We start from the raw sequence: 12,988 nt of genomic DNA, 5'->3' as shown, positions 1-12,988 counted from the left end.
GTTATTGAGGGGGGATTTTGATAGTAAATTTAGCCCCTTCAAGCTCACTTTCGGTGATTGATAATAGACCATGGTAACTACTGACAATTTCGTTACACACAGCTAAACCTATGCCTTGACCTGGTGATTGGGTATCGGCGCGCACTCCTCGTTGAATGATGCGTGCTTTTAATGATTCATCAACGCCAGGTCCATCATCTTCAACACAAAGGATAGAATGCCCCTCACTATCAATTGTCGCAGTAACAATAACTTCACTAATACAAAGCCTGAATGCATTTTCCATTAGGTTGCCACACAGCTCCATTAAATCCCCTTTATTAATAGGAAAGTTAATATCAGAATCGATGTGACTGCTAAATTTGACGTTTTTTTCTTGATAAATCTTGAACAACATTTGTGACAACTGCTCAACCATAGGTTGAACCGGTGTTTGTTCTTGAACGAGCCCTTGACGACCGACTAAAGCGCGTTTCAATTGATATTTTACCAATTGATCCATCTGTCCCACTTGCTGCATGATTTTTTCACTGGCATCTGATTTTGACAACGTTGCGTCATCAGTTATTGCATGAACAGCGGCAAGGCGCGTTTTTAAACTATGGGCTAAGTCATTCATGGCATTCTGGTAACGCTCTTGTTGCGCACTCGATTGCGATAATAGTTGGTTTAATGCTTGAGTTACCCCTTCTAATTCTTGTGGGTAACCATCTGATAGTGACTTTTTGTTGCCGTCACCAATTGCTTGTAATTCACTTTTGAGCCTCGTCAGTGGGCGCATTCCCCAATAAGCTGCACTAATCAGTAATATAAATGCAAGTAACATGACGACGCCAAGACGCAAATAAGTCAACTTTTTAAAACGTTTAAAGTCGTTCTCTACGGTGTCAGCTTCTTTTAATACCACCATATTGTATTGGGTTTGATTGAGTTCAACGGGCAGTAAATAGGCAAAGTAGGAACGATTATCTGACATGTTTAGAAAGTAAGGGGGATTGGAGTCGACAATAGATTCAAATCGTTCACATATATTGGTTAACCCAGCATCGGTAGCGAGTGATGACGTCCATACGTCTGCAAAGTCTTGACTACAGCTGGCCATCATATAGCGTTTTTGCTTATTGTTTTCCATTAACCAATTATTATTGGCTGGAATAAGGTCGTGTTCACGCAGCTCTGCTGCAATTTGCGGCATTTCAGCGATAAGTTGAGCCGTTTCTTTATTATAACTGTTTTGCGCATGAAGAATGGTTACTGACCATGCAAGGCCAAAGCCTACCAGTGCGATGATAGTTAACGAGGTAATAAACATCCTCGTGAGTAGGCGTTTTTTGGGCTTAAACCTTAGCTGCATGGTAGATTAAATTTATATCCTTGACCGCGGATGGTAGCGATTGGATTATCCATACCGCCTTTATTAAGTTTTTTTCGTATACGGCTGACCATGACTTCAATGGTATTCGGGTCGCCTTCTTTGTCACCGTAAACGACATCAAGTAAACGTTGCTTGGCTACAACTTCATGGCAGTGACGCATGAGGTATTCAAGAATTAAATATTCAAATGCAGTAACTTCCATAACCTCAGCATTTAGCGTGACTTGTTTTGCTGCTAAATCTAATTGTAGTGGCCCACTACTTATGGTCGGTTTTACAAACCCAGCGCTCCGTCTTACCAATGCGTCAAGTCGAGCAACTAACTCTTCTTTTTGGAATGGTTTGACTAAGTAATCATCTGCACCTGCATTTAATCCTTCAACCTTATCTTGCCAGTTAACTCGGGCCGTTAGAATAAGAATAGGCGCTTTAACATCGGCATTACGGATATCTGATATGAGTGTCATACCGTCTTTATCAGGCAGGCCTAAATCAACAATAGCGATATCAATAGGGTAATTGGTTGCTTGATAAAACCCTTCTTTCGCAGTCAGTGCCACTTGTACTTGATTACCTAATTCAGATAATTGCACATTTAAGTGGTGGGATAAAATTGGGTCATCTTCTATTACCAAAATTCTCATAACAAATACTCTTTGGTGAAATCGTAATATTTCTTTGCATTAAATGATCGCTTAAGAAAAGTACAAGGCGATAGGCATAGTGGCATCTTAGCCCGACGATACTTAACCTTAACTGACTGTAATCTGTAATTGTTTACCAGACAATAAGTTGATTGATTAAATTCATTAAAATAGTGATTGAGACACCCATAAATATAATGCCTGTTATAGCATCAATGAGCAGGCTGCCTTTAGCCATTTTATGTTGTATTTGCGGTTTTGTAAGAATGATAGCAAGAAAACTAAACCAACAAAGGGAAAGCGTGAATAATAGACTTGCTGAAGCTACTTTTGTAGCTAGTGTAACCTGTGGTGTGACTAGAACAGTAAAGATTGTGATGAAAAAGATCAAAGCCTTAGGGTTAAGCAAATTTGTATAAAGCCCAATTTTGAATCCTTTAGCTGATGAAAATGTTAAATGTTCTAAATCGTTATTATTAGGTTGATTGGCGGCTTTGTCTTGGGTTTTATGCTCAAAAGATGATGGTTCACTGAAATTTTTTTCTTCGTTTTTAGTGTTTTTTTTGAATGATGATAATGCAGAAGATAAAGCACCAAATCCCATCCATGCAAGGTAACAGGCTCCAATAATTTGCACTGCAAAATAGGCAAACTCAGATTGACGGATCATTAAGCTGATACCTAATAGTGAAAGTAGACTATGTATTAGTATGGCGAGGCTAATACCAAAGGCACACATTAATGCAATACGTCGTGGTTGCTGTGTCGCTGTTTTGACTATGATAGCAAAGTCTGGTCCAGGGCTAATAAGAGCTAGGCTGTGTATAACAGCGAGAGTCGATAGAAGAGCAAAATCCATTTAAATTCCATTTGAGTATTTGTTAAACCAGGTTTTATATGAACGCATTTTTATCTGAAAACAGTTTATATGGTCATAGATTAACGATAAAAAAGGCAAGGTGTCCATTATATGAGCCTTATACGAGTCAAATATGAGTTATTTGGTATTGATTGTTTTGTTTCTATTTTTAAACAATAAAAAGGGCGCCTTTAAGGCACCCTTTTCGTATGCAAAATTAAGCTTACTTTGTATGAAGTAAAAGCAAAAGTAAATTACTCATTAAGCGTTTTTAACTTGATCTTCAAAACTAGAACCAACTTTTCCTGCTTGAGAATCATTGAAAGTTTCTTCGCTGAATTCGCCTTCAGATTTCGCTATGACTACAGTCGCTACGGAATCACCTGTTACGTTTACCGCAGTTCTTATCATGTCGAGTAAACGGTCAACACCAATAATTAACGCGATGCCTTCAACTGGTAAGCCAACTTGGTTCAGTACCATCGCAAGCATAATTAAACCAACACCAGGAACACCAGCAGTACCAATAGACGCTAAGGTTGCCGTTACAACCACAGTGACATAATCCATTAAACTTAATTCGATACCAAATACCTGTGCAATAAACACCGTCGCGACACCTTGCATAATCGCGGTGCCATCCATGTTGATGGTTGCACCCAAAGGCAAGGTAAATGAAGCGACTTTATTATCAGCGCCTAAACGGTGTTCACAGGTTTCGATGGTAACAGGTAGCGTTGCATTGGAACTTGCAGTACTGAATGCAAATAATTGCACGTCACGCATCTTGCGTAAAAACATAAACGGATTAAGACCAGTAAATGTTTTTAATAAGGTCGGGTAAACGACTAATGCTTGAACCAGCAGTACAAATATTACTAAGAAGAAATATTGAACAACACTGCCTAAGGTTTCTAATCCTAAGGTCAGACTTAATTTCGCCATGAGGGCAAATACACCATAAGGCGCAAGCTGCATGATTAAAGTTACCACGCGCATAATCACTTCGTTTAAGTCATTAAATAACGCTGATACTCGAGCGCCACGTTCGCCGATATGTGAAATTGCGAAACCAAAGATAACGGCAAAAATAATGATTTGCAGCATGTTACCTTGGCTCATGGCTTCAATTGGGTTAGTTGGCACAATGTTGATGACAACTTCAGACAGGCTAGGTGCATCTTTTGCGCTAAATTCCATTGCTGAGGATGCAAGGGACGCATTACCTGGATGGATAATAATCGCTAACGTTATAGCGACTGTCAGCGCAATAGCGGTAGTGAACATATAAAAAGCGATAGTTTTACCACCTAAACGACCCAGTTTGGAAGGGTCGCTCAATGAACTGGTTCCGCATACTAGTGATACAAACACTAATGGGACAACTAACATTTTTAAACTGGAGATAAATATCGTACCAACGACATGTAAAATGCCTTCGGTAATATAATCCTTAACGAATAAGCTTTCAGGAAATAAATTTCTCAAAATTAATCCGAGAAGAATACCCGCACCCATACCGATAAGTATTTTGCTTGTTAAACCAAGCTTACTATTTTTATTCAAAACCACTTCCTTCAATCTTTATCATCAATTTTTTGATGATTATTATTTTTTATCTTTTAAAGCGTAGCAGGAAAATAAATCATATGAAACGGCATAAAAGTTAAAGTTTTTAAGGAAAAATGCCGAAGAAAACATTAGAGTAACAAGAAAGTTACGATATTTTTATGTAATATCGACCGGTAAGTAACTATTATAAATCATAAGTACGATTTTAATGTAACAGGGAGACTGACAATGAGGTCAGCACAAAGACTATTTTTAGCGCTTTTAAGTTCGATTTTTCTTTTTGCTTGTAGTGGTGGGGGAAGTATTTCAGATGATGGCGGCGGGGGAACAGATCCTGTTGAAGTCATCAGTGTAGAATTAACATCATCTGTGGCAGATGGAGCTGAAGTTGATGCAACAACTGGTGCAGTTTTAACTGCAACCGTGACAAGTTCAACTCAAGGCGCAGTCTCTGGGACATTGGTCAGCTTTGTATTAAACAATACAGACTTAGGGACATTTAGTAACGAAACAGCGACAGCTGTAACTAACTCTGATGGTGTTGCTACTATCTCCATTTTTTCAGCAAATATTGCAGGATCGGGTAGTGTCGTTGCTTCTACAGCAGATGGGGACTCTAATGCGTTAGCGATAACGATGAAAGGGGATGGGACTACGACAGGTTCCAATACGCTTACAGTAGCTTTAGTAGACACTTCTGGAAATTCTATTAGTGAGATTAGTGATGATGTACCAGGTGAGGTACATGCTACTTATTTAGATGTTGCAGGCAATGCTATTTCTGGAGAGTTAGCTACTTTTTCTACTAAATTAGGCCTAGGAATAATCAATCCAACAACTGGAACTGCCATAACAGATTCTAATGGTGTAGCTAAGATCTCTTTAACAGCCGGTACTATTGCTGGTGCAGATGAAATTACAGTTGTTATTGGTGAGACAACTGAAACAATTGGTTTTACCACGCTTGGTGATGTTTCAGTCGTTAATCCAATTGATGAATATGAAATAACTTTGACTGTTGAGGATTCAGCAAATAACGAATTAAGAGATATTAGCCAAGATTCTCCAGGAACCGTTTTAGCGACTTTAACCAAACTTGGTGCAGCAGCAGCATTTGAGCCTGTTAGTTTTTCTATAACAGGCGAAGGTATAATCAATCCAACGTCGGGTAACGCATTAACTGATACTAATGGTATAGCAACTGTAACACTACTAACCGGTGATATTAAAGGTGCAGGTACTTTAACAGCAACTTTTGTATTGGATAATGATTCAGTTTCTGATGACTTTAGCTATAGCGTAGCTGGTGATGCAGAAGGTGGTGATGGTGAAGTAAACGATTTGGTGGTTACACTCGTTGATACATCAGGTAATCAAACAAGCTACATCAGTCAAGCCTCTCCAGGTAGAGCTCAAGTCTTTTTGAGTGATGACAGTGGTAACCCTCTGCAGAACAAAGTGATTACTTTTACAAGTACTCTTGGTAACTTTTTACCTAATTCTGGAACGGCGCTTACGGATGCTTCAGGTAAAGCTGAAATATTAATAACAGCCGGTACTGTTGAAGGAGCTGCGACTATAACCGCTTCTTTTGGTTCAACTCAAGCAACAATAGGCTTTGAAACTGCTGGTGATGATATTGATCCTGTCGCAGCAGATCCAAGCATTACATTTGATATCTATGATTGTAATGATGCACCATCTTTTGACAAAGCTCTGAAAAACTTCGAAGTTTGCACAGTAACTGATAATATTACAAATCAGCGACCAGGCATTTTAGGAGCCATTGTAACGCTTGAAGGTTCTAACCAGCCTTTAAAACAAGTTCTTGTTAGTGCAGGTACAACACTAGGTGCCATCAGCCCCGCTTCTGCTACCGCTATTACAGACTCAGACGGTAAAGCAATACTTGACTTATATTCTGACGGGGCAGTAGGTGCTGGTGAAGTCTCTCTTAGTGTAAAGCAAGTTACTTCTACTAAAGCATTTGAAATTGGACGTGTTGATATTGACCTGCAAGTTTCTACTTATATTGGTACAGGTACAATTCCTGCTGGTGGGTCAACAGTAATCGAAGTAACTGTTCTTGACCCTGATGGAGCGATTGAAACAACTCAACCATTTAATTTAGAGTTTTCTTCTCAATGTATGTCCGCAGGAAATGCTGTAATAGACTCTCCTGTAGTAACAAATGCAGGTAAAGGTTTTGCGACATACAAAAGTATAAATTGTCAAGGTACAGATACTATAACTGTATCTGCAATAACTGGTGCTTCAACTGTTACTGCTACCATAGATGTCTTGATTGAGGCTATCTCTGTTGGTGCAATTCAATTTATTGAGGCTTCTCCTACGAAATTAGCAATAAAAGGCTCAGGTGGGCTTTCTGATGCGGGTGAACGCTCAGAAACATCTCAGGTTTCTTTCAAATTGTTAAATGAGATAGGACAAGCTGCTGCAGCAAAAAGAGTATGTTTTGAATTAAGCACAGAAGTCGGAGGGATGACTTTATCACCAGCTCCTATTGCAGATGACTTTGTAAATTGTCCAAATATGCCAAAAGTCGGTGATGCAGAATACCCAGCAGACCTTACGCAAGCAAATAAGTATGCCGTTGCATATACAGATGCGAATGGCGATGTAACTGTTACGGTTCGTTCGGGTAATGTACCTACGCCAGTAAAAGTGTTTGCTGTTTGGCAAGACGAAAATGATCCTTCTAGTCTACCTGTTTCAAATATTTCAGACAGCTTAACAGTCACAACAGGTCTTGCTGATTATAATAGCTTTTCTTTATCTGCTTCAGTATTGAATGTTGAAGGTTGGAACCGCGACGGAGAAACAAGCACAGTCACTATTCGTTCTGCTGATCATTTTAATAATCCTGTTCCGGCAGGTACCGTGGTTCACTTCGTCACTGAAGGTGGGAATATCGGTCAAGGTGATTTAGATGGTAGTTGTACAACCGTTTCTAATACTGGTACCTGTTCAGTTATATGGACTAGTTCAAATCCAAGACCTTTTGATGGTACAACTGTGACCTGCCCTAATGGCGGTTTCAATGGCTCCGTTTTACCTCCTTGTACAGGTGCAACAATGGCGGGTTACACCGATGGAACAAACTCGGTGATTGCTGAGCCACGTCCTGGTCGCTCAACAATAACTGCCTATGCAATTGGTGAGGAAAGCTTTGTTGATTTAAATGGCAATGGTTTATTTGATACGGGGGAGCAATGGATAGATCTATCTGAAGCTTTCTTTGATCATAATGAGGATGGTAATTACCGTGACACTATAGTTAGCCCACTTCCTGACGGTGCTGTAAATGAAGAATATGTTGACTACAACAGTAATGGAACCTTTGATACCGCAGATGGTTTTTACACAGGTTTGCTATGTGCAACAGGCTCTGAAGCAAGTTGTACTCAAACTGGTATCAATAATACTCAAGCCCAACTAAATGTGTTTAGGAATATCCCAATTGTGATGTCTGGCTCGGTTCCTTTCGGAAGGTTAGTTGATATTGATGATGCTGGAGCTATTACACCTGTAACAGCTATTGATTTAAGATCTGTATTTGTTCCTGTTGACCCATCTGATCCAAATGGTCCTCAAGAAGATGTTGGTTTATCCTCTAAAACAGTTTATCTTTTTATTTCAGATATTAATAACAACACATTAGCAAATGGAACGACAATTACTGCTCAATCAGGTAATGGTGACCTAGCTGCAGCTACAACGGAGTATACAATAGGTAACAATACTTCTAACAAACCTCTGCTCTATGCATTTACTGTTAGTAGAGAAAGTAGCGCCAACCAAAAAACGGAAGGTTTGCTTTCTATAACTGTCCAAACTTTGTTTGGTGACGCGGTGACATATACGGTTAATGTATTAGATAATGGATAATTATTTTATCTAACTGCAAAAAATGCCGCTCATTGAGCGGCATTTTTTTATGTCATTATTCAAACTATGTATTATCTTTGGAACTGATAAACACTGCCAAGTTTTAATATCTGTGTTAATTCATCTAATGCGGTACGAGATTCTATAATAAGTTGTGGGTCAGCTAAGTCTTTAACTTCTAGACGGTCACGATAATGTTTCTCAACCCAGTTATTTAATTTATTAAATAATACATCGTTCATTAATGTGTTTTGATTGACGGCAGATATTTCTAATTCACTCATTGCTACGCGTAATCTTAAACATGCTGGTCCACCACCATTTTGCATGCTTTGCTTCACGTCATAATATTGGACCTGCTTAATTGGGGTTCCTAAGGTGACTAACTCATTCAAATACGCGTGCACAGCAGGGTTTTCTTGGCAATTGGTTGGGGCAATAATTGCCATTTCGCCATTTGGTAAGGTAATAATTTGCGTGTTAAATAAATAACTTTTTACGGCATCATTGATAGATACTTGTTCAGTTGAAACTTTTACGAAGTGAACATCAGTATTCATTTTTTTACGTATTTCATCAAACTTAACATCAGTATTTAAAAATGCTTGTTCATGGTAAAAAAGAACATTTTGGTTTCCTACTGAAATCACATCATTATGAAAAACACCTTGGTCAATAACGTGAGGGTTTTGCTGCATGAATACACAACTTTCTTCATCTAGTTGATGAAGGCGAGCTACAGCTTGTGATGCTTCAAGTGTTTGTCTTGCTGGGAATTTAACCGGTTTTACTGCATTAGGGTTGGTTGACTCTTGGCCATATACAAACAACTCAACCCCTGAATGACCGTAATCATTACACAGACGAGTATGGTTTGCAGCTCCTTCGTCACCGAAGCTTGCGTGCTCAGGTAAATGTTGATGATGCTTAAAAAAACGTTCATCTTTAAAAGTTGCTTTTAGAATATTACCAGTTGTAACAGGTTCAATGCTGCGATGAAGCTTATCAACGAGATTTGCTGGAGTGAAATGCACTTTACCGTCTCGGGTATCGGCACTAGGTGAAACAGTAGCGGCGTTTGCTGTCCACATAGAAGATGCACTGCAACATGCGTTGAGTAATGCAGGTGCTTGCTTAGCTGCTTGATTTAGCACTTCTGCATCAGAGCCAGAGAATCCCATGCGTCGAAGCGAATAGATATCAGGACGTTCTTGAGGTGCTAAAACACCTTGCACCATACCTAAATCAGCTAATGATTTAGCTTTTAATAAGCCTTGTTTTGCCGCTGCCTTAGGATCTGATGCTTGCGCTGCGTTACTATAAGAGGCTACATTACCAAAAGATAAACCTGCATAGTTGTGCGTTGGTCCGACTAGTCCGTCAAAGTTCGCTTCGTAGTGCTTCATTTATTATCCTTAAAATATTTATTATTGTAATTATCGCGTGATTTGCTGATAGCTACAGCAAGAATATTGCCAGTATACTGATGAAATAGGGGTTAACAAGCAGTGACAATTGTCTCAAAAAATGAAAAAGTGACTAAACATGCACAAGTTTTACTTGCTAGACCCTAAATAATGAAATATTACTTTTTATTAACGCAATATTATTTTTTCTCCTTTTTTATAATTGATTAAAAAATGGCTCGCTGGACACATATTAGAGTTATTTACTTGAAACATTCGTCTCAACACTCTATATATGGAACCAATTTATATCTATCAGAGACTTTTTGGCGCAAATAAAACTATGGGTAAATCGCTAGTTATTGTCGAATCGCCGGCCAAAGCCAAGACTATTAATAAATACCTTGGTAAAGAATTTATCGTTAAATCGAGTGTAGGTCACATCCGTGATTTGCCTACATCATCATCGCCTGACAGCAAAGTGGCAACTAAAACGCCAGCTGAAGTCAGGAAAATGTCGCCTGAAGAAAAAGCCAAATATAAGCAGCAACGTGATAAACGTGCGCTAGTGGCTCGTATGGGGATTAACCCTGAAAAAGGCTGGGACGCCAAATATCAAATTTTGCCTGGCAAAGAAAAAGTCGTTAAAGAATTAAAAGCCCTTGCAGAAAAAGCTGACCATATCTATCTCGCAACCGATTTGGATAGAGAGGGAGAGGCGATTGCATGGCACTTACAAGAAATCATTGGTGGCGATGAATCTCGTTACCAACGTGTTGTTTTTAACGAGATTACTAAATCAGCTATTCAAGATGCATTCAGTGAACCTTCTGCTCTTGACACCAATATGGTTAATGCCCAACAAGCACGTCGTTTCCTCGATCGTATTGTAGGCTTTATGGTCTCCCCGCTACTTTGGAAAAAAGTGGCTCGTGGTTTGTCAGCTGGTCGAGTTCAATCGGTAGCTGTTCGATTAGTCGTTGAACGTGAAGGCGAGATTAAAGCATTTGTTCCTGAAGAGTTTTGGGATGTACATGCGGATTTAGCGACATCTCAAGCTCAGAAGCTTAAAATGCAAGTGGCTAAATTCCAGTCGGCCGCTTTTAGTCCAATCAATGAAGCGCAAGCGCAAGTTGCTTTGGATGCGCTAAAAGGTGCTAAGTTTGTTGTTACTGGCCGTGATGACAAAGCCACATCAAGCAAACCATCTGCGCCGTATATAACGTCGACATTACAGCAAGCCGCGAGTACTCGTCTTGGTTTTGGTGTTAAAAAGACCATGATGATGGCACAGCGATTATATGAAGCTGGTCATATTACTTATATGCGTACCGACTCAACGAACTTGAGTAAAGAAGCGGTTGATTGTGTACGAGATATGATTGCCAATGATTACGGCAACAAGTATTTACCTGAACAACCTATTCGTTATGGTAGTAAAGAAGGCGCTCAAGAGGCGCATGAGGCTATCAGACCGTCTAATGTGATAGTTCAGTCCGCATCCTTAACAGATATGGAAAGAGACGCTCAGCGTCTTTATGAGCTTATTTGGCGCCAATTCGTAGCATGTCAGATGACTCCAGCTAAATATGATGCAACTCGTTTAACGGTCACTGCGGGTGATTACGAATTAAAAGCCAGTGGTCGTACATTGAGATTTGATGGTTGGACAAAAGTGCAACCGCCAATGGGTAAAAAGAACGAGGAAGATAATACGTTACCAGTAGTTGCTAAAGGGGATGTATTAGACCTTAAGGACTTATTACCTAAACAACACTTCACAAAGCCTCCTGCACGCTTTAGTGAAGCATCATTAGTAAAAGAACTTGAAAAACGTGGCATTGGTCGACCATCGACTTATGCGACGATTATTTCTACCATTCAAGATCGTGGTTACGTTAAAGTTGAAAACCGTCGCTTCTTTGCTGAAAAAATGGGTGAAATTGTTAGTGACCGTTTAGTCGAAAGCTTCAGTGACATCATGAACTTTGATTTTACTGCCAGCATGGAGCAAACGCTCGATGATGTTGCCCAGGGTAAGTTAGAGTGGAAAAAAGTGCTTGATGGGTTTTATGCTGAATTAACTAAACAGCTTAAACAAGCTGAACTCGATCCTGAAGAAGGCGGAATGCGCCTTAATGAGATGGTACTTGCTGAAGATATTAAGTGTCCAACTTGTGGTCGCCCTATGGGAATTCGCACTGGTACAACAGGTGTATTCCTAGGTTGTTCAGGCTATGCTTTACCGCCAAAAGAGCGCTGTAAGACCACCATGAATTTAACACCTGGTGAAGAAGCCGTTAGCGATAATGAAGATGCTGAAACGGATGCATTACGCGCTAAACATCGCTGTGGTAAATGTGGCACAGCGATGGACAGCTATTTAATTGACGAAGGCCGTAAATTGCATGTCTGTGGTAATAACCCAACGTGTGACGGTTATGAAATCGAAGCGGGACAATTCAAAATTAAAGGCTATGAAGGGCCGATCATTGAGTGCGATAAATGCGGCAATGATATGGAACTTAAAAACGGCCGATTTGGTAAGTATTTTGGTTGTACAAATACCGAGTGTAAGAATACCCGTAAACTGCTGAAAAGTGGTGAAGCGGCGCCACCAAAAGAAGACCCTATCTTCTTACCTGATTTAAAATGTACTAAATCAGATGCGCACTTTGTTTTACGTGATGGTGCTGCTGGTATTTTCCTTGCGGCAAGTACATTTCCTAAATCTCGGGAAACACGTGCGCCATTAGTTGAAGAGTTGGTTCGCTATCGTGAACAACTTTGGCCTAAGTATCAGTTTTTGGCTGATGCGCCAGTCACTGATGATGACGGTAATAAAGCTGCCGTTAAGTTTAGCCGCAAAACGAAAGAGCAATACGTTGCTACTGAAGTGGATGGCAAAGCGACTGGATGGACATCTAAGTTTATCGGTGGCAAGTGGGTGAGTGAATCTACCAAGAAAAAGCCAGCGAAAAAAGCAGTCAAGAAAAAAGCTTCATAGCTAAGGCGTTAATCGCTAAGCTTGTTTCAATCGCTTTTATATAAATGGAACCTTCGGGTTCCATTTTTTATGTGAGCAGCAATCACAGCTTATGGTTAAATATAAAATGAATATCTTAGAACAAGGAGATTTGTTCCCGCTTAGGAGGATATTAGAGCCTAGAAAATCAGTTATTCCATAGCTTTTAAGTCAACTAGGGTTAGTTTTACATGAGAG

General features: G+C 39.8%; 7 protein-coding genes. 2 read left to right on the top strand and 5 right to left on the bottom strand.

Annotation, left to right across the window (positions count from 1 at the left end; genetic code table 11):
* Position 1 precedes the first annotated feature (1 nt).
* The 4 genes from J8L86_RS00120 to J8L86_RS00105 all read right to left on the bottom strand — a co-directional run bounded on the left by J8L86_RS00120 (position 2) and on the right by J8L86_RS00105 (position 4,450).
* Positions 2-1,354: an ATP-binding protein gene (locus J8L86_RS00120; protein WP_065108328.1), complete on the bottom strand. Its 1,353-nt coding sequence runs from the start codon at positions 1,352-1,354 to the stop codon at positions 2-4.
* Positions 1,345-2,019, bottom strand: coding sequence for a response regulator (locus J8L86_RS00115; protein ID WP_055023810.1), 675 nt, complete (start codon positions 2,017-2,019; stop codon positions 1,345-1,347). Before J8L86_RS00115 ends, J8L86_RS00120 begins: the two co-directional genes overlap by 10 nt.
* Before the next feature lie 133 nt (positions 2,020-2,152).
* Complete coding sequence (locus J8L86_RS00110; RefSeq protein WP_211028156.1) at positions 2,153-2,878, bottom strand: LysE family translocator; 726 nt, start codon at positions 2,876-2,878, stop codon at positions 2,153-2,155.
* A gap of 261 nt (positions 2,879-3,139) precedes the next feature.
* Complete coding sequence (locus J8L86_RS00105) at positions 3,140-4,450, bottom strand: dicarboxylate/amino acid:cation symporter (RefSeq protein ID WP_055023808.1); 1,311 nt, start codon at positions 4,448-4,450, stop codon at positions 3,140-3,142.
* A 228-nt stretch (positions 4,451-4,678) separates the two neighbouring features.
* Between J8L86_RS00105 and J8L86_RS00100 the strand changes: the two genes are divergently transcribed.
* Positions 4,679-8,359: an Ig-like domain-containing protein gene (locus J8L86_RS00100; RefSeq protein ID WP_211028155.1), complete on the top strand. Its 3,681-nt coding sequence runs from the start codon at positions 4,679-4,681 to the stop codon at positions 8,357-8,359.
* Positions 8,360-8,430: 71 nt separating this feature from the next.
* Here the strand turns inward: J8L86_RS00100 and astB are convergent, their stop codons facing one another.
* Positions 8,431-9,765 (bottom strand): N-succinylarginine dihydrolase, encoded by a 1,335-nt coding sequence (gene astB, locus J8L86_RS00095; protein ID WP_211028153.1) that lies wholly within the window; start codon positions 9,763-9,765, stop codon positions 8,431-8,433.
* Between the two features lie 343 nt (positions 9,766-10,108).
* Between astB and topA the strand changes: the two genes are divergently transcribed.
* On the top strand, positions 10,109-12,772 hold the full coding sequence (gene topA / locus J8L86_RS00090) for a type I DNA topoisomerase (protein WP_211028151.1): 2,664 nt from the start codon (positions 10,109-10,111) through the stop codon (positions 12,770-12,772).
* The last annotated feature ends 216 nt before the right edge of the window (positions 12,773-12,988 follow it).

This window comes from Shewanella sp. MMG014 (assembly GCF_018100775.1).
Classification (GTDB): Bacteria; Pseudomonadota; Gammaproteobacteria; order Enterobacterales; family Shewanellaceae; genus Shewanella; species Shewanella japonica.
The sequence above is the reverse complement of the archived record's forward strand: the minus strand, read 5'-3'. Positions and strand labels throughout refer to the sequence as shown.

What these genes read in the sequence shown, in the direction of transcription:
- J8L86_RS00120 (WP_065108328.1), bottom strand. Translation starts at nt 1,354, where the DNA reads ATGCAGCTAAGGTTTAAGCCCAAAAAACGCCTACTCACGAGGATGTTT.
- J8L86_RS00115 (WP_055023810.1), bottom strand. Translation starts at nt 2,019, where the DNA reads ATGAGAATTTTGGTAATAGAAGATGACCCAATTTTATCCCACCACTTA.
- J8L86_RS00110 (WP_211028156.1), bottom strand. Translation starts at nt 2,878, where the DNA reads ATGGATTTTGCTCTTCTATCGACTCTCGCTGTTATACACAGCCTAGCT.
- J8L86_RS00100 (WP_211028155.1), top strand. Translation starts at nt 4,679, where the DNA reads ATGAGGTCAGCACAAAGACTATTTTTAGCGCTTTTAAGTTCGATTTTT.
- astB (WP_211028153.1), bottom strand. Translation starts at nt 9,765, where the DNA reads ATGAAGCACTACGAAGCGAACTTTGACGGACTAGTCGGACCAACGCAC.
- topA (WP_211028151.1), top strand. Translation starts at nt 10,109, where the DNA reads ATGGGTAAATCGCTAGTTATTGTCGAATCGCCGGCCAAAGCCAAGACT.